Consider the following 18,088-nt stretch of genomic DNA (forward strand, 5'->3'; position numbering starts at 1 on the left):
CTTGCTGTACAATCTAAAAAACTTATTTCATACAACCACCGTTTGCTAAAAAGGGTCTATTTATGGCTAAGGCTAAATTCGAACGTAATAAACCGCACGTTAACGTGGGCACCATCGGTCACGTAGACCACGGTAAAACTACTTTAACTGCTGCTATCACTAACGTACTGGCTAAGCACTACGGTGGTCAGGCGTTCGCTTTCGATCAAATCGACAAAGCGCCGGAAGAGAAGGCACGTGGTATCACGATCAACACGTCTCACGTTGAATACGATACTCCAACCCGTCACTACGCCCACGTAGACTGCCCAGGCCACGCTGACTATGTGAAGAACATGATCACTGGTGCTGCTCAGATGGACGGCGCAATCCTGGTTGTAGCTGCAACAGACGGCCCAATGCCACAAACACGTGAGCACATCCTGTTATCTCGTCAGGTAGGTGTACCTTTCATCGTTGTATTCATGAACAAATGTGACATGGTAGATGATGAAGAGCTGTTAGAGCTGGTAGAGATGGAAGTACGTGAACTTCTGTCAGACTACGACTTCCCAGGTGATGATCTGCCGGTTATCCGTGGTTCAGCGTTAAAAGGTTTGGAAGGCGATGCGACGTGGGAACCAAAAATCCTGGAATTAGCAGCAGCTTTAGATTCTTACATTCCAGAGCCAGTACGTGCGATTGATAAGCCATTCATCATGCCAATCGAAGACGTATTCTCAATTGCTGGTCGCGGTACAGTAGTAACAGGCCGTGTAGAGCAAGGTATCATCAAAGTAGGTGAAGCCGTAGAAATCGTAGGTCTGAAAGACACAGTGACGACGACTTGTACTGGCGTTGAAATGTTCCGCAAACTGTTAGACGAAGGTCGTGCAGGTGAGAACATTGGTGCACTGTTACGTGGTACTAAGCGTGAAGACGTAGAACGTGGTCAGGTATTAGCGAAGCCAGGTTCAATCAAGCCACACACCAAGTTCGAAGGTGAAGTGTACGTATTATCAAAAGAAGAAGGTGGTCGTCATACTCCATTCTTCAAAGGTTACCGTCCACAGTTCTACTTCCGTACCACAGACGTAACTGGTTCAGTAGAACTGCCAGAAGGCGTAGAGATGGTAATGCCAGGCGACAACCTGAAGTTTGTGGTTGAGCTGATCAACCCAATCGCGATGGACGAAGGTTTACGCTTCGCAATCCGTGAAGGTGGCCGCACAGTAGGTGCAGGTGTAGTATCTAAAGTACTGGCTTAATTGTCAGCACGTTGAAAAAGGCCCTTCGGGGCCTTTTTTATATAGCCTTCGTACTTGAAGCTGCAGCTTTGTTGGCTGCGTGGTTTCGCCCCAGTCACATAGGAAACTATGCTCCCGGGGTCTCAATCACTTGCCGCCGCCCTGCAACTCCAATGACTTTGGCTATATAGGTAGTATTTAATGATGTCGCTTTGCTGACTTAAGCCGGAAAATTAACAACTACAGGCTTGAGTTCAACGCAGCTAACCCTGATTAAATAGTTCCAAGTCGGATCCTTGTCTTGTTTTAGTCGTCTAAGGCAGTATAATGAGCGGCTATTTTTGTGGGACTGCGTTGTTGGTCAGCACAATTTTTTTGTAGGGGCGTAGTTCCAATTGGTAGAACAGCGGTCTCCAAAACCGATGGTTGGGGGTTCGAATCCCTCCGCCCCTGCCACTTATATTAGGCGCTAAGGTGTTTTACACGTTAGTCGAAGTAGTAGCTTGTAACAACAAGCCATGGGAAAGTGAGTTAAAGCATGAATGCAACGAGTGAAACCCCAAAAAGCGGCTTAGATTTAGTCAAATGGCTGAGCGTTTTAGTTCTGCTGACCCTGATGGTCGCAGCCAACTATATATATGAGTTTTCTGCAGTTGAAAAAGCTGCAAGCATAGTGGTTTTAGTCGGTCTGGCAGCTTTTATTGCTGCGAAGACCAGCAAAGGCTCTGCATTTATTGAGTTTGCCAAAGAAGCCAGAACTGAAGTTCGCAAAGTTGTATGGCCAACCCGTCAGGAAACCATGCAAACCACTATTATTGTAATGGTCGCAACTGTGATTGTTGCGTTGTTACTTTGGGGCTTAGATTCAATTTTATTAAGCCTTGTATCATTTATCACAGGTCTGGGGATCTAAGTTATGTCAGGAAAAATGCGTTGGTATGTAGTTCAGGCTTTTTCGGGTTTTGAACAGCGCGTAGCGACTTCATTGCGTGAGCATATCAAGATCCAGAATATGGAAGACAAGTTTGGTGAAGTACTGGTTCCGACTGAAGAAGTTGTGGAAATGCGCGCTGGCCAAAAACGTAAGTCTGAACGCAAATTTTTCCCTGGCTATGTGTTAGTTCAGATGGAAATGTGTGAAGAGGCCTGGCACTTAGTGAAAAGTGTGCCTCGTGTCTTAGGTTTTATCGGTGGTACTTCAGATCGTCCTGCTCCTATCTCTGAAAAAGAAGCCATGACGATCCTGAACCGTCTGCAGGACAATGCCGACAAGCCGAAACCGAAGACCCTGTTCGAAGCGGGTGAAGTAGTACGTGTGACTGAAGGTCCATTTGCTGACTTTAACGGTGTGGTTGAAGAAGTGGATTACGAGAAAAGCCGCGTGAAAGTATCAGTGCTGATTTTCGGGCGTTCTACTCCTGTTGAACTGGAATTTGGCCAGGTCGAAAAAGCTTAAGCAGAAATAGTTTGTAACGGGCCGCTGATTAAAATATAATCGCGGCCTTTTTTAACGTCAGGGGAGCCGTTTGAGTAAGTGTCCTCGCACTTACGAGGCGAATACCCTAAATTGAGGTGAAACATGGCAAAGAAAGTCACGGCACTTGTAAAATTACAAGTTAAAGCTGGTATGGCAAACCCGTCGCCACCAGTTGGTCCAGCATTGGGTCAACACGGTGTGAACATCATGGAATTCTGTAAAGGTTTCAACGCCCGTACAGAATCACTGGAAAAAGGCATGCCTATTCCAGTTGTGATCACTGTATACAGCGACCGCTCATTTACATTTGAAACCCGCACTCCACCTGCTTCTTTCTTATTATTGAAAGCTGCTGGTTTAAAAGGTGGTTCAGGCCGTCCAAATACTCAGAAAGTGGGTAAAGTGACTCAGGCTCAGCTGGAAGAGATCGTGAAGATCAAACGTGCTGATTTGACTGCAGGTAGCGACGAAGCGGCCATCAGCACTATCGCTGGTACTGCTCGTTCTATGGGCTTAGTGGTAGAGGGTTAATCAATGGCTAAATTATCAAAACGCGCTAAATTAATCCGTTCAAAAGTAGATTCTACTCGTGAATACGCGATCAATGACGCAGTTGCGTTATTAAAAGAATTAACAGCTGGTAAGTTTGTTGAGTCTGTTGATGTTGCAATCAACCTGGGCATCGACGCTCGTAAATCAGATCAAAACGTTCGTGGCGCTACTGTGTTACCACACGGTACTGGCCGCACTGTACGTGTTGCTGTGTTCACTCAGGGTGCGAACGCTGAAGCTGCGAAAGCTGCAGGCGCTGACATCGTGGGTATGGAAGACTTAGCTGAGCAAGTTAAGAAAGGCGAAATGAACTTTGACGTTGTTATCGCTTCTCCAGACGCAATGCGTGTTGTTGGTATGTTAGGTCAGATCTTAGGCCCACGTGGTTTAATGCCTAACCCGAAAACCGGCACAGTAACTCCAAACGTTGCTGAAGCAGTGAAAAACGCTAAAGCTGGTCAGGTCCGTTACCGTAACGACAAGAATGGTATCATCCATTCTACAGTAGGTAAGGTAAACTTCGACGCTGACAAGCTGAAAGAAAACGTTGAGGCTCTGTTAGTTGCTCTGAAACGTGCTAAGCCATCAGTAGCTAAAGGTACTTACATCAAGAAAGTAACTATCTCTACTACGCACGGCGCTGGTATCGTGTTGGATCAAGCTTCTTTAGACGCCAAGATCTAATTCAGCCCGCTGAAATAGCTGCTTTACAGGAGTGCATGGTTATTTTATAATCTCGCGCTCAAAAATTCGGGTAGAAGCCGGAATCTTGTTCGCAAGACTTCCGGCTTCCGTCCAAGACCGTAGGTGCCGCAACTTTTTTTAAAAAAGAAGTGGCTTAAAACAACAACCTACGCAGACGGTGTTAGCCCCAGAAAGATTCCTATCAATCTGGCTCTCACCGTAAATCGCGCGTTAGACAGTAAGTTTTACTTTCTAACGTTGTGTAGGCAACCAGACAATACCGTCTGGATGAACCAGGAGTTAAGAGCCAATGGCTATTAAGCTTGATGACAAAAAAGCGATCGTTGCTGAAGTTCAGGAAGCTGCCATAGGTGCTTTATCTGCGGTAGTTGCAGACGCTCGTGGTGTCACTGTAGGTAAAATCACAGAACTGCGTAAGCAGGCCCGTGAAGCTGGCGTGTGGATGAAAGTTGTCCGTAACACGTTAGTACGCCGTGCAGTATCAGGCACTGAATTCGAGTGTTTAAGCAACGCGTTCGTTGGCCCAACACTGATTGCATTCTCTAAAGAGCACCCAGGTGCTGCAGCGCGTATCTTCAAAGATTTCGCCAAAGACAATGCTAAGTTTGAGCTGAAAGGCGCAGCCTTCAATGGCGCCACAGTAAGCATTGACGTTTTAGCATCATTGCCAACGCGCAACGAAGCTATCGCACGTTTAATGAGCACTATGAAAGAAGCAGCAGCCGGCAAATTGGTACGTACCATCGCCGCAGTTCGCGACCAAAAACAAGGCTAAACAACGTCATTTTACGTTTTGTTTAGAATTAAAGTTTAATACGGGATACGTCCCCTTAATTTAGGAATCTGAGCAATGTCAGTTACTAAAGATCAAATCTTAGATGCTATCGCTGCAATGTCTGTAATGGAAGTTGTAGAATTAGTTAGCGCTATGGAAGAAAAATTCGGCGTTTCTGCTGCTGCAGCTGTTGCTGTTGCTGCTGGTCCAGCTGCTGTTGTTGAAGAACAAACAGAATTCAACGTAATTCTGGCTGCTGCTGGTGCGAACAAAGTTGCTGTTATCAAAGCAGTACGTGGTGCTACAGGTTTAGGCCTGAAAGAAGCTAAAGATTTAGTTGAAGCTGCTCCAGCTCCAATTAAAGAAGCAGTTTCTAAAGCTGAAGCTGACGCTCTGAAGAAAGAGTTAGAAGAAGCTGGTGCTACTGTTGAAGTTAAATAATCCAGATTTGTCTGGATTATACGCCTGATTTCAGGCTAGGCTGGTGGTGAAATAACCACCGGCCTTTTTGCGCTGTGGGACATTGATTTTCCCCACCCCAATGTTGCCATGTCGGCAACATTCAAGCCGCCCCTTAGAGGGTAGGTAGGGTAAAAAATCAGCAAGCTGAGGAACCCCATGACTTACTCTTATTCTGAAAAGAAACGTATCCGTAAGGACTTCGGCAAACGTCCTTTGGTTTTGGATGTGCCATATCTGCTGTCGATTCAAATCGAATCGTTCAGCAAATTTATCGAACCTGATCCAGAAGGTGGATACGGCTTAGAAGCTGCATTCCGTTCTGTATTTCCAATCAAGAGCTACTCAGGCAGTGCCGAGCTGCAGTATGTCAGCTACCGTATTGGTGAGCCGGTTTTTGATGTCAAAGAGTGCCAAATTCGTGGTGTGACTTACTCAGCTCCGCTGCGTGTCAAACTGCGCATGGTGTTATTTGATAAAGAAGTACCAGGTACAATCAAAGATATCCGTGAACAAGAAGTCTATATGGGCGAAATCCCACTGATGACTGAAAACGGTACTTTTGTGATCAACGGTACTGAACGTGTTATCGTTTCTCAGCTGCACCGCAGTCCGGGTGTATTCTTTGACCACGACCGTGGCAAAACGCACTCTTCGGGCAAGGTGTTATACAATGCTCGCGTGATCCCTTACCGTGGTTCATGGTTAGACTTTGAGTTTGATGCCAAAGATAACCTGTTCGTGCGTATCGATCGCCGCCGTAAATTACCAGCCACTATTTTATTACGTGCGCTGAACTTAAGTACTGAAGATATTTTAAGTACATTCTTCGAAAGCACCCGTTTTGAAATTAAAGACGGCAAACTGTTGATGGAAGTGGTGGCAAACCGCTTACGTGGTGAAACAGCAGCTTTTGATATCAAAGACAACGATGGCGAAGTGATAGTAGAAGCTGGTCGTCGTATTACTGCCCGTCACGTGCGTCAGTTAGAAAAAACTGGCATGACACTGATGGAAGTACCTCATGAATATGTCGTAGGCCGCGTTTTATCAAAAAATTACGCTGACCGTTCAACCGGAGAGATTATTGCCGAGGCGAACGCAGAGCTCACACTGGAGCTGTTAGCAAAACTAGCCAAAGCGGGCTACGAAAGTTTCGAAACTCTTTACATTAACGATTTGGACCAGGGTTCTTATATTTCTGAAACCATCCGGATCGATCCAAGCAGCAACCGCATGGAAGCATTGGTAGAAATCTACCGCATGATGCGTCCAGGCGAGCCACCAACACGTGAAGCTGCTGAAACTTTATTTGAAAACCTGTTCTTCTCTGAAGACCGTTATGACCTGTCCACTGTAGGCCGTATGAAGTTCAACCGCCGTGTTGATTTCGAAGAAGGCACTGGCACAGGCGTGCTGTCGAAAGAAGATATTCTGGCTGTGATGAAAGTCTTAATCGACATTCGTAACGGTAAAGGCGAAGTGGACGATATCGACCACTTGGGTAACAGACGTATCCGTTCTGTTGGTGAAATGGCTGAAAACCAATTCCGTGTTGGTTTAGTCCGTGTGGAGCGTGCAGTCAAAGAGCGCCTGTCTTTAGGTGATCTGGACGCTGTGATGCCACAGGATCTGATCAACGCTAAGCCTATTTCTGCCGCAGTGAAAGAGTTCTTTGGTTCAAGCCAACTGTCTCAGTTTATGGACCAGAACAACCCACTGTCAGAAGTGACGCACAAACGTCGTATTTCTGCCCTAGGCCCTGGTGGTTTGACCCGTGAGCGCGCAGGCTTCGAAGTTCGTGACGTTCACCCAACCCACTACGGTCGTGTTTGTCCAATCGAGACGCCAGAAGGTCCAAACATCGGTTTGATCAACTCGCTGTCTATGTTTGCCCAGACCAACGAATACGGTTTCCTCGAAACACCTTACCGTCGTATTGAAGATGGGATTGTGACTGACGAAGTCGACTTCTTATCTGCGATTGAAGAAGGTAACTTTGTGATCGCTCAGGCGAACGCCGAGTTAAGCGCAGAAAACCGTCTGGTTGAAGACTTAGTACCGTGCCGTTACAAAAACGAATTCACCTTAATGCCGGCCGACAAGGTTCAGTATATGGACGTTGCACCACAACAGATCGTATCTGTTGCTGCTGCTCTGATCCCGTTCCTGGAACACGATGACGCTAACCGTGCATTAATGGGTTCAAACATGCAACGTCAGGCCGTTCCTACCTTACGTGCTGATAAGCCGTTAGTAGGTACTGGTGTAGAACGTGTTGTTGCCAAAGACTCTGGTGTAACTGTAGTAGCGAAACGTGGTGGTACTGTGGACTATGTCGACGCCAGCCGTATCGTGATTAAAGTACACGAAGAAGAAATGGTTGCCGGTGAAGCCGGTATCGACATCTACAACCTGACGAAATACACCCGCTCTAACCAGAACACCTGTATCAACCAGCGTCCATGTGTAAACCATGGTGAGCCGATTGAACGTGGTGATGTACTGGCCGATGGTCCGTCTACGGACTTAGGTGAACTGGCGTTAGGTCAAAACTTACGCGTGGCATTCATGCCGTGGAACGGTTACAACTTCGAAGACTCGATTTTGTTATCCGAGCGTTTAGTGCAGGAAGATCGTTTAACCACTATTCACATTCAGGAACTGAGTTGTATCGCTCGTGATACCAAATTAGGGCCTGAAGAAATCACTGCCGATATTCCAAACGTAGGTGAGTCTGCTTTATCTAAGCTGGACGAAGCCGGTATCGTTTATATCGGTGCTGAAGTGAAAGGCGGCGATATTCTGGTTGGTAAGGTCACACCTAAAGGTGAAAGCCAGTTAACGCCAGAAGAAAAACTGTTACGCGCTATCTTCGGTGAAAAAGCATCCGACGTAAAAGACAGCTCATTACGTGTGCCTAACTCTGTCACTGGTACAGTGATCGACGTTCAGGTGTTCACCCGTGATGGCGTTGAAAAAGACAAACGTGCCCGTGAAATCGAAGAGATGGAAGTCAAACAGGCGAAGAAAGACCTGAATGAAGAATTCCGCATCCTTGAAGAAGGTATCTTCTCACGTGCCCGTAACCTGATTGAGAGTACAGGCGTTGACCGCACTAAGCTGAACGGCTTACGTGGTGATGCGCTGTTAGGCTACAGTCTGGCGGATGAAGATAAGCAAAACGATCTGGAACAATTAGCGGCTCAGTACGAAGAAATCCGTGTTGAATACGATAAGAAATTCGAAGCCAAACGTCGCAAGATTGTTCAGGGTGACGATTTAGCTCCAGGCGTTCTGAAGATTGTTAAAGTGTACTTAGCTGTGAAACGTCGTATCCAGCCTGGTGACAAGATGGCCGGTCGTCACGGTAACAAAGGTGTGGTTTCTACCATTGTTCCTGTGGAAGATATGCCATATGACGAAAAAGGTCAGCCGGTTGATATCGTACTGAACCCGCTGGGTGTACCGTCTCGTATGAACATAGGTCAGATCCTGGAAACTCACCTGGGCTTAGCGGCCCGTGGTATAGGTGACAAGATTGACGGCATGATCAAAGACCAGAAAGAAGTCGCGGAAATCCGTGAGTTCCTGAAAAAGGTCTATGCTCTGGGTGAATCACGTCAGGACGTGGATATCGAGAGCTTCACGGATGATGAAGTACGTCGTTTAGCAGAAAACCTGCGTAAAGGTTTACCTGTAGCTACTCCAGTGTTTGATGGCGCCAAAGAGAGCGAAATCAAAGAGTTGTTAACTTTAGGTGACTTACCGACCAGCGGTCAGATCACATTGTACGATGGTCGTACCGGCAATACCTTCGAGCGTAAGGTCACTGTGGGTTACATGTACATGCTGAAACTGAACCACTTGGTTGACGACAAGATGCACGCCCGTTCTACTGGTTCGTACAGTCTGGTTACTCAACAACCATTGGGTGGTAAAGCCCAGTTTGGTGGTCAGCGTTTCGGTGAGATGGAAGTGTGGGCTCTGGAAGCATACGGCGCAGCATACACGCTGCAAGAGATGTTAACAGTCAAGTCTGATGACGTGAATGGCCGTACCAAGATGTACAAAAACATCGTGGATGGCGACCACCGCATGGAACCAGGCATGCCAGAATCTTTCAACGTATTGATGAAAGAGATCCGTTCACTCGGTATCAACATCGAATTGGAAGAGGAATAACCCCGGTTAGCAAAACTAATCGAATTGTCCGGGGCGGTACGCCGCCCCTTGCTGGTTAACCTCTTACAGGAGAGCAAAGGTGAAAGACTTATTAAAGTTTCTGAAACAACAAACTAAAACCGAAGAATTCGATGTGATCCGTATCGGCCTTTCTTCACCAGACATGATCCGTTCATGGTCTTTTGGTGAAGTGAAAAAGCCTGAGACGATCAACTACCGTACCTTCAAGCCAGAGCGCGATGGTTTGTTTTGTGCGCGGATTTTTGGCCCGGTCAAAGACTATGAGTGTCTGTGTGGTAAATACAAACGCTTAAAACACCGTGGTGTGATCTGTGAAAAATGTGGTGTTGAAGTTACGCTGACTAAAGTACGTCGTGAGCGTATGGGTCATATTGAACTGGCCAGCCCAACAGCCCATATCTGGTTCCTGAAATCACTGCCAAGCCGTATCGGTTTGCTGTTAGATATGACATTACGTGATATCGAACGTGTACTGTATTTTGAATCTTATGTGGTGACTGAACCAGGCATGACTTCTTTAGAGCGTCGTCAGATGTTGACTGAAGAAGAATATCTGGACGTGCTGGAAGAGCATGGTGACGAGTTCGAAGCCAAAATGGGTGCAGAAGCTATTCTGGACATTTTACGTGGCATCGATCTGGCCACAGAGATCAAACAAATGCGTGAAGAGTTGCCAACTATCAACTCTGAAACCAAACGTAAGAAGATCAGCAAACGTCTGAAACTGATGGAAGCATTCCACACCTCTGGTAACAAACCAGAGTGGATGATCATGACAGTACTGCCAGTACTGCCACCGGATCTGCGCCCTTTAGTTCCATTGGACGGTGGCCGTTTTGCCACTTCTGATCTGAACGATTTATACCGCCGTGTGATCAACCGTAACAACCGTCTGAAGCGTCTTCTGGACCTGTCAGCGCCTGATATTATCGTACGTAACGAAAAGCGTATGTTGCAGGAAGCTGTGGATGCGTTGTTAGACAACGGTCGTCGCGGCCGCGCTATCACAGGTTCGAACAAGCGTCCTCTGAAATCTTTGGCTGATATGATCAAAGGTAAACAAGGTCGTTTCCGTCAGAACTTATTAGGTAAGCGTGTTGACTACTCAGGCCGTTCTGTCATCACAGTAGGTCCTACTTTACGTCTGCACCAGTGCGGTTTACCAAAGAAAATGGCTTTAGAATTATTCAAGCCTTTCATCTACGGTAAGTTAGAAGCCCGCGGTTTAGCCACCACTATTAAAGCGGCTAAAAAGATGGTTGAACGTGAAGAAGGCGCGGTATGGGACGTTCTGGACGAAGTGATCCGTGAACATCCGGTGCTGTTAAACCGTGCACCAACACTGCACCGTTTAGGTATTCAGGCATTCGAACCTGTACTGATCGAAGGTAAGGCAATCCAGTTACACCCATTGGTCTGTGCTGCATACAACGCCGACTTCGACGGTGACCAGATGGCCGTTCACGTGCCTCTGACCATTGAAGCTCAGTTAGAAGCCCGTGCGCTGATGATGTCGACCAACAACGTTCTGTCGCCAGCCAACGGTGAACCAATCATCGTTCCTTCTCAGGACGTTGTATTGGGTCTGTATTACATGACGCGTGATGCCATCAACGCCAAAGGCGAAGGCATGCTGTTTAAGAGCCCGAAAGAGGCCGAAAAAGCATTCCGTGCCGGTGTTGCCAGCTTACACGCCCGTGTCAAAGTGCGTATCACTGAAGTAACTATTGCCGAAGACGGCAGCCGTACTTCTGTGACTGCAGTACGTGACACTACAGTAGGCCGTGCCATTCTGTACTCCATCATGCCGGAAGGCTTAGCCTTTGATTCAGTCAATCAGGCTATGGGTAAGAAACAGATTTCACGTTTACTGAACGGCTCTTACCGTCGCATTGGTCTGAAAAATACCGTTATTTTAGCGGACCAGATCATGTACACAGGTTTCCACTACGCCATGTTATCTGGTGTGTCTGTTGGCATTGACGATATGGTCATCCCGGCAGCCAAGGTTGATATCATTTCTGCTGCAGAAGCGGAAGTGGCTGAGATCCAGGACCAGTTCCAACAAGGTTTAGTTACGGCCGGTGAAAAGTACAACAAAGTCATCGACATTTGGTCAACGGCCAACGAAGCCTTATCTAAGGCGATGATGGACAACTTATCGAAAGAGTCAGTTGTGGATCGCGATGGCAACACAGTCACTCAACCGTCATTTAACTCTGTTTATATGATGGCCGACTCTGGCGCACGGGGCTCTCCAGCTCAGATCCGTCAGTTAGCCGGTATGCGTGGTCTGATGGCTAAACCAGATGGTTCAATCATCGAAACGCCAATTACAGCGAACTTCCGTGAAGGTCTGAGCGTACTGCAGTACTTCATCTCTACTCACGGTGCTCGTAAAGGTTTGGCGGATACAGCGTTAAAAACAGCAAACTCCGGTTACCTGACTCGTCGTCTGGTTGATGTTGCACAAGACTTAGTGGTGACGGAAACCGACTGTGGCTCAACCGAAGGCATCATGATGAAACCACTGATTGAAGGTGGTGACGTTGTAGAAGGTCTGCGTGAGCGCGTATTAGGTCGTGTAGTGATCGGTGACGTAGTGGTTCCTGCAACGGGCGAAGTGCTGGTTGAAGACGGTACTATGCTGGACGAGAAGCTGTGTGATGCGATTGAAAAACACTCGATTGACGAAGTCTATGTTCGTTCTGTAATTACCTGTCAGACCAACTTTGGTGTGTGTGCCAAGTGTTATGGTCGTGATTTGGCCCGTGGCCACATCATCAACGCCGGTGAAGCTGTGGGGGTTATTGCCGCTCAGTCCATCGGTGAACCAGGTACACAGTTAACGATGCGTACATTCCACATCGGTGGTGCGGCGTCGCGGTCATCTGCTGAGAACAGCGTACAAGTGAAAAACTCAGGTATCCTGAAATTACACAACGCCAAGTTCGTACGTAACAGTGAGAACAAGATTGTTATCACCTCACGTTCGGCTGAAGTCACAGTGTTTGACGAACAAGGTCGTGAGAAAGAGCGTTACAAGCTGCCATACGGTTCTGTGTTAGCCACAGATGACAACGCCAAGGTCACATCAGGCCAAATCGTTGCAAGCTGGGATCCGCACTCACACCCAATTATCGTAGAGCGTGGTGCTAAGGTATCGCACAGCGATGTGGACGATACCAACACTGAAGTTCAGCAGGACGACCTGACTGGTTTAACCCGTACTGTGGTAAAAGACCTGTCCAAGGCCAATGCGAAAGAACCTAAGTTAATTTTAGAAATGGACGATGGTGCATTACAGGAAATCCGCTTACCGAGCTTCACCACTATTGAAGTGGCGGATGGCTCTCAGGTAAAAGCCGGTGCTGTATTAGCCCGTATTCCACAAGAAAGCTCGAAAACACGCGACATCACCGGTGGTCTGCCACGCGTTGCTGACTTGTTTGAGGCCCGTAAGCCAAAAGACCCTGCCATACTGGCCGAAATTTCTGGTGTTATTAGCTTCGGCAAAGAAACCAAAGGCAAACGTCGTCTGATCATCACACCAGAGCAAGGTGATTCTCATGAAGAGATGATCCCGAAATGGCGTCAGGTGAACGTGTTCGAAGGTGAACGTATCGAAAAAGGTGAAGTGATCTCCGAAGGTCCAGAGTCACCACACGATATCCTGCGTTTACGTGGTATCCACCACGTAGCCAGTTACATCGTAAATGAAGTACAGGATGTATACCGTCTGCAAGGCGTTAAAATTAACGACAAGCACATCGAGACCATCATTCGTCAAATGCTGCGTAAATGTTTAATCATTCACCCGGGTGACAGTGAGTTCTTAGAAGGTGAAATGGCGGAAGTGTCACGCGTTAATATCGCAAACGCTGAACTGGAAGCTGCAGGTAAAATCCCTGCGAAGTACGAGCGGTCGTTGTTAGGTATTACCAAAGCATCACTGTCAACGGACTCTTTCATTTCTGCGGCGTCGTTCCAGGAAACCACACGCGTATTAACAGAAGCTGCGGTTGGCGGAAAGTTCGACGAGCTGCGTGGCCTGAAAGAAAACGTTATTGTCGGTCGTCTGATCCCGGCAGGTACTGGTTTTGCGTATCACCAAAACCGTATCCGTCAGCGTCAACGTATCGCCAATGGCGAAGTCGCTGAACCGGCGATGAGTGCAGAAAGTGCTGAACAGGCTCTGACTGACGCTCTGAATATGGACTTGTCTGGCAACGACGAATAAGTCAAAGCCGCAAACTGGGGTGGTCGCCAGCCAATGGCCACCCCTTTTTGTTCCTTGACAGGTCAAAGGTTGACCAGTAGAATTCCGCAGCCCCAAAACTGGGTGCGGAATTTTCACGTTTATAGGTAGTTATTAACCAGGAGTATTTAATGGCAACAATCAACCAGCTAGTGCGTAAGCCGCGCAGCCAGGTGGTCTCTAAGAGCACCGTGCCGGCGCTTGAAGCTTGCCCACAGAAGCGTGGTGTTTGTACCCGCGTATACACCACCACACCTAAGAAGCCTAACTCTGCATTACGTAAAGTATGCCGTGTTCGTTTAACCAACGGATTCGAAGTGACTTCTTACATCGGCGGTGAAGGCCACAACTTACAGGAACACAGCGTTGTTCTGATCCGTGGCGGCCGGGTAAAAGACCTTCCAGGTGTGCGTTATCACACCGTACGCGGCACTTTAGACTGTGCTGGCGTTAAAGATCGTAAGCAAGGCCGTTCTAAATACGGCGCTAAACGGCCGAAGAATAAATAACTTAACTCCGTTAAGTAAGGCCAAACTAAGTAACTTTTTTCATTAAAAGTTTTGGAATCCCCTGAAGCAATCGGAGTTTCGAATGCCAAGAAGACGCGTCATAGGTCAACGTAAAATCCTTCCAGATCCTAAGTTCGGAAGTGAATTACTTGCCAAGTTCGTAAACGTCGTAATGATCGACGGTAAAAAATCTACAGCTGAATCAATTGTATACGGCGCATTAGACATCGCTGCGACAAAATCTAAAAAAGCTGAACTGGATCTGTTCGAAGTTGCATTAGACAACATTCGTCCTACGGTAGAAGTTAAATCACGCCGTGTGGGTGGTTCTACGTACCAGGTTCCATGTGAAGTTCGTCAGGTTCGTCGTAATGCTTTAGCTATGCGTTGGTTGGTTGAAGCTGCCCGTAAACGTGGCGAGAAATCAATGGCCCAGCGTTTAGCTGGTGAAATGCTGGATGCCGTTGAGAATAAAGGTTCTGCTGTTAAGAAACGTGAAGACGTTCACCGTATGGCTGAAGCAAACAAAGCGTTTGCTCATTTCCGCTGGTAAGACAGACCTTTTTAAGAGGATTCGATTGTGGCACGTACAACTCCTATTGAGCTCTACCGTAATATTGGTATCTGTGCTCACGTTGACGCGGGTAAAACCACAACATCCGAACGTGTGCTGTTCTACACAGGTCGTTCGCACAAGCTTGGTGAAGTTCATGATGGCGCAGCCACTATGGACTGGATGGAGCAAGAGCAGGAACGTGGTATCACTATCACGTCCGCTGCCACTACGGCCTTTTGGTCTGGTATGCAGCAACAGTTCGAACAGCACCGTATTAACCTGATCGATACACCAGGGCACGTCGACTTCACTATTGAAGTCGAACGTTCCCTGCGTGTTCTTGATGGTGCAGTGGTTGTATTATGCGGCTCGTCAGGTGTTCAGCCTCAAACTGAAACTGTATGGCGTCAAGCAAATAAATACGAAGTTCCACGTTTGATCTTCGTGAACAAGATGGACCGTACCGGTGCTAACTTCCTGCGTGTAGTGAAGCAAGCCCGTGATCGTCTGAATCACACTATAGTTCCTATTCAGTTACCTATTGGTGCTGAAGATAACTTCACTGGTGTGGTTGACTTGTTAAAAATGAAAGCGATCAACTGGAATGAAGCTGACCAGGGTATGACCTTCACGTACGAAGATATTCCTGCGCAGATGCTGGCTGAGTGTGAAGAGTGGCGTGCGAACATGGTGGAAGCTGCGGCTGAAGCGAATGAAGAGCTGATGGAGCGTTATTTAGAAGGCGAAGAGCTAACTGAAGACGAAATCCGTGCAGCTTTGCGTCAACGTACTCTTGCTAACGAAGTCGTTCCGGTGCTTTGTGGTTCGGCATTCAAAAACAAAGGCGTTCAGGCGATGCTTGATGCTGTGATTGAATACTTACCATCACCAACTGAAGTGAAAGCGATCAAAGGGATCAACGAAGATGAATCAGAAGGCGTACGCCACTCTGATGACAATGAGCCATTTGCGGCACTTGCGTTTAAAATCGCAACTGACCCTTTTGTTGGCACTTTGACTTTCTTCCGTTGTTATTCCGGCGTGATTAACTCTGGTGACAGTGTGTATAACCCTGTGAAGCAGAAGAAAGAGCGTATTGGTCGTCTGGTGCAGATGCATGCCAATGACCGTCAGGAAATCAAAGAAGTCCGTGCAGGTGATATTGCTGCTGGCATAGGTTTTAAAGATGTGACTACAGGGGACACTTTATGTGACCCGGATCACGTCATTACACTGGAGCGTATGGAATTCCCGGAACCGGTAATTTCTATTGCAGTGGAACCAAAAACTAAAGCGGACCAGGAAAAAATGGGTATTGCTCTGAGCAAACTTGCTGCTGAGGATCCATCTTTCCGTGTTCACACCGACGAAGAAACCAGTCAGACTATTATCTCTGGCATGGGTGAATTGCACCTGGAAATTATCGTGGATCGTATGAAACGAGAATTTAAGGTGGAAGCCAACGTCGGTAAACCTCAGGTTGCCTATCGCGAAACTATTCGCGCCAGCACTGAAGTTGAAGGTAAATTTGTTCGTCAATCTGGTGGTCGTGGTCAATTTGGTCATTGTTGGCTAAGACTCGAACCTCAGGAAGAAGGCAAAGGCTATGAGTTCGTTAATGCTGTGGTCGGTGGTGTGATTCCAAAAGAATACATTCCGGCTATCGACAAAGGTATTATCGAACAAATGAAAAACGGTATCCTTGCTGGATATCCGGTCATTGACGTGAAAGTTACCGTATTCGATGGTTCATACCACGATGTGGACTCAAACGAAATGGCGTTCAAAGTTGCCGCCTCTATGGGCTTCAGAAAAGGCGCACTGCAAGCTAAACCAGTGATCCTTGAACCTATCATGAAAGTGGAGGTGGTAACACCGGAAAACTTCATGGGGGACATCGTAGGTGATTTAAACCGTCGTCGCGGTATCATCAACGGTATGGAAGATGCTCCTGGTGGTATCAAGATCGTTGACGCTCAGGTTCCTCTGTCTGAGATGTTTGGTTATGCAACCAGCATGCGTTCATTGACCCAGGGCCGTGCTTCTTATTCAATGGAACCATTGAAGTATATGGAAGCACCAAGCAACGTGACTGAAGCAATTATTGCAGCTCGTAGCAGTACTGGTAGTAACGATTAATCACTTAATTTGGTCCACTTTAAAGTTGGATCTATTTAACAGAAGGTAATTAAAATGGCTAAGGCTAAATTCGAACGTAATAAACCGCACGTTAACGTGGGCACCATCGGTCACGTAGACCACGGTAAAACTACTTTAACTGCTGCTATCACTAACGTACTGGCTAAGCACTACGGTGGTCAGGCGTTCGCTTTCGATCAAATCGACAAAGCGCCGGAAGAGAAGGCACGTGGTATCACGATCAACACGTCTCACGTTGAATACGATACTCCAACCCGTCACTACGCCCACGTAGACTGCCCAGGCCACGCTGACTATGTGAAGAACATGATCACTGGTGCTGCTCAGATGGACGGCGCAATCCTGGTTGTAGCTGCAACAGACGGCCCAATGCCACAAACACGTGAGCACATCCTGTTATCTCGTCAGGTAGGTGTACCTTTCATCGTTGTATTCATGAACAAATGTGACATGGTAGATGACGAAGAGCTGTTAGAACTGGTAGAGATGGAAGTACGTGAACTTCTGTCAGACTACGACTTCCCAGGTGATGATCTGCCGGTTATCCGTGGTTCAGCGTTAAAAGGTTTGGAAGGCGATGCGACGTGGGAACCAAAAATCCTGGAATTAGCAGCAGCTTTAGATTCTTACATTCCAGAGCCAGTACGTGCGATTGATAAGCCATTCATCATGCCAATCGAAGACGTATTCTCAATTGCTGGTCGCGGTACAGTAGTAACAGGCCGTGTAGAGCAAGGTATCATCAAAGTAGGTGAAGCCGTAGAAATCGTAGGTCTGAAAGACACAGTGACGACGACTTGTACTGGCGTTGAAATGTTCCGCAAACTGTTAGACGAAGGTCGTGCAGGTGAGAACATTGGTGCACTGTTACGTGGTACTAAGCGTGAAGACGTAGAACGTGGTCAGGTATTAGCGAAGCCAGGTTCAATCAAGCCACACACCAAGTTCGAAGGTGAAGTGTACGTATTATCAAAAGAAGAAGGTGGTCGTCATACTCCATTCTTCAAAGGTTACCGTCCACAGTTCTACTTCCGTACCACAGACGTAACTGGTTCAGTAGAACTGCCAGAAGGCGTAGAGATGGTAATGCCAGGCGACAACCTGAAGTTTGTGGTTGAGCTGATCAACCCAATCGCGATGGACGAAGGTTTACGCTTCGCAATCCGTGAAGGTGGCCGCACAGTAGGTGCAGGTGTAGTATCTAA

General features: G+C 47.3%; 13 protein-coding genes and 1 tRNA gene. All 14 read left to right on the forward strand.

Going from position 1 to position 18,088, the window contains the following annotated elements; genetic code table 11:
* The first annotated feature begins 62 nt into the window (after nt 1–62).
* Nucleotides 63–1,247 (forward strand): elongation factor Tu, encoded by a 1,185-nt coding sequence (gene tuf, locus SD53_RS11055; RefSeq protein WP_046520297.1) that lies wholly within the window; start codon nt 63–65, stop codon nt 1,245–1,247.
* Nucleotides 1,248–1,605: 358 nt separating this feature from the next.
* Nucleotides 1,606–1,682: transfer RNA gene (locus SD53_RS11060), tRNA-Trp, on the forward strand.
* Between the two features lie 82 nt (nt 1,683–1,764).
* Nucleotides 1,765–2,139 (forward strand): preprotein translocase subunit SecE, encoded by a 375-nt coding sequence (secE, locus tag SD53_RS11065; RefSeq protein WP_046520298.1) that lies wholly within the window; start codon nt 1,765–1,767, stop codon nt 2,137–2,139.
* Nucleotides 2,140–2,154: 15 nt separating this feature from the next.
* Entirely contained in the window at nt 2,155–2,682 is a 528-nt protein-coding gene (gene nusG, locus SD53_RS11070; protein ID WP_106693149.1) for a transcription termination/antitermination protein NusG, read from the forward strand.
* A gap of 123 nt (nt 2,683–2,805) precedes the next feature.
* Nucleotides 2,806–3,234 (forward strand): 50S ribosomal protein L11, encoded by a 429-nt coding sequence (rplK, locus tag SD53_RS11075; protein ID WP_046520300.1) that lies wholly within the window; start codon nt 2,806–2,808, stop codon nt 3,232–3,234.
* A gap of 3 nt (nt 3,235–3,237) precedes the next feature.
* Nucleotides 3,238–3,939, forward strand: coding sequence for a 50S ribosomal protein L1 (gene rplA / locus SD53_RS11080; protein WP_046520301.1), 702 nt, complete (start codon nt 3,238–3,240; stop codon nt 3,937–3,939).
* 310 nt (nt 3,940–4,249) lie between these two features.
* On the forward strand, nt 4,250–4,735 hold the full coding sequence (rplJ, locus tag SD53_RS11085; RefSeq protein ID WP_046520302.1) for a 50S ribosomal protein L10: 486 nt from the start codon (nt 4,250–4,252) through the stop codon (nt 4,733–4,735).
* A gap of 75 nt (nt 4,736–4,810) precedes the next feature.
* Nucleotides 4,811–5,176, forward strand: a complete 366-nt coding sequence (rplL, locus tag SD53_RS11090; RefSeq protein WP_046520303.1) for a 50S ribosomal protein L7/L12 — start codon at nt 4,811–4,813, stop codon at nt 5,174–5,176.
* A 177-nt stretch (nt 5,177–5,353) separates the two neighbouring features.
* Nucleotides 5,354–9,379, forward strand: coding sequence for a DNA-directed RNA polymerase subunit beta (gene rpoB / locus SD53_RS11095; RefSeq protein WP_046520304.1), 4,026 nt, complete (start codon nt 5,354–5,356; stop codon nt 9,377–9,379).
* Nucleotides 9,380–9,458: 79 nt separating this feature from the next.
* Nucleotides 9,459–13,640, forward strand: coding sequence for a DNA-directed RNA polymerase subunit beta' (gene rpoC, locus SD53_RS11100; protein WP_046520305.1), 4,182 nt, complete (start codon nt 9,459–9,461; stop codon nt 13,638–13,640).
* Between the two features lie 149 nt (nt 13,641–13,789).
* Nucleotides 13,790–14,167, forward strand: a complete 378-nt coding sequence (rpsL, locus tag SD53_RS11105) for a 30S ribosomal protein S12 (protein ID WP_008899789.1) — start codon at nt 13,790–13,792, stop codon at nt 14,165–14,167.
* A gap of 82 nt (nt 14,168–14,249) precedes the next feature.
* Complete coding sequence (gene rpsG, locus SD53_RS11110; protein ID WP_046520306.1) at nt 14,250–14,720, forward strand: 30S ribosomal protein S7; 471 nt, start codon at nt 14,250–14,252, stop codon at nt 14,718–14,720.
* Between the two features lie 27 nt (nt 14,721–14,747).
* Complete coding sequence (gene fusA / locus SD53_RS11115; RefSeq protein WP_046520307.1) at nt 14,748–16,862, forward strand: elongation factor G; 2,115 nt, start codon at nt 14,748–14,750, stop codon at nt 16,860–16,862.
* A 54-nt stretch (nt 16,863–16,916) separates the two neighbouring features.
* Nucleotides 16,917–18,088 (forward strand): elongation factor Tu (tuf, locus tag SD53_RS11120; RefSeq protein ID WP_046520308.1); only part of this gene is annotated, 1,172 nt, incomplete at its 3' end.

The organism is Rheinheimera mesophila (assembly GCF_000986865.1).
GTDB classification, from domain to species: Bacteria; Pseudomonadota; Gammaproteobacteria; order Enterobacterales; family Alteromonadaceae; genus Pararheinheimera; species Pararheinheimera mesophila.

Bases quoted from the DNA above. Each gene is read 5' to 3' on its own strand.
- tuf (WP_046520297.1), top strand. From the start codon at position 63: ATGGCTAAGGCTAAATTCGAACGTAATAAACCGCACGTTAACGTGGGC.
- secE (WP_046520298.1), top strand. From the start codon at position 1,765: ATGAATGCAACGAGTGAAACCCCAAAAAGCGGCTTAGATTTAGTCAAA.
- nusG (WP_106693149.1), top strand. From the start codon at position 2,155: ATGCGTTGGTATGTAGTTCAGGCTTTTTCGGGTTTTGAACAGCGCGTA.
- rplK (WP_046520300.1), top strand. From the start codon at position 2,806: ATGGCAAAGAAAGTCACGGCACTTGTAAAATTACAAGTTAAAGCTGGT.
- rplA (WP_046520301.1), top strand. From the start codon at position 3,238: ATGGCTAAATTATCAAAACGCGCTAAATTAATCCGTTCAAAAGTAGAT.
- rplJ (WP_046520302.1), top strand. From the start codon at position 4,250: ATGGCTATTAAGCTTGATGACAAAAAAGCGATCGTTGCTGAAGTTCAG.
- rplL (WP_046520303.1), top strand. From the start codon at position 4,811: ATGTCAGTTACTAAAGATCAAATCTTAGATGCTATCGCTGCAATGTCT.
- rpoB (WP_046520304.1), top strand. From the start codon at position 5,354: ATGACTTACTCTTATTCTGAAAAGAAACGTATCCGTAAGGACTTCGGC.
- rpsL (WP_008899789.1), top strand. From the start codon at position 13,790: ATGGCAACAATCAACCAGCTAGTGCGTAAGCCGCGCAGCCAGGTGGTC.
- rpsG (WP_046520306.1), top strand. From the start codon at position 14,250: ATGCCAAGAAGACGCGTCATAGGTCAACGTAAAATCCTTCCAGATCCT.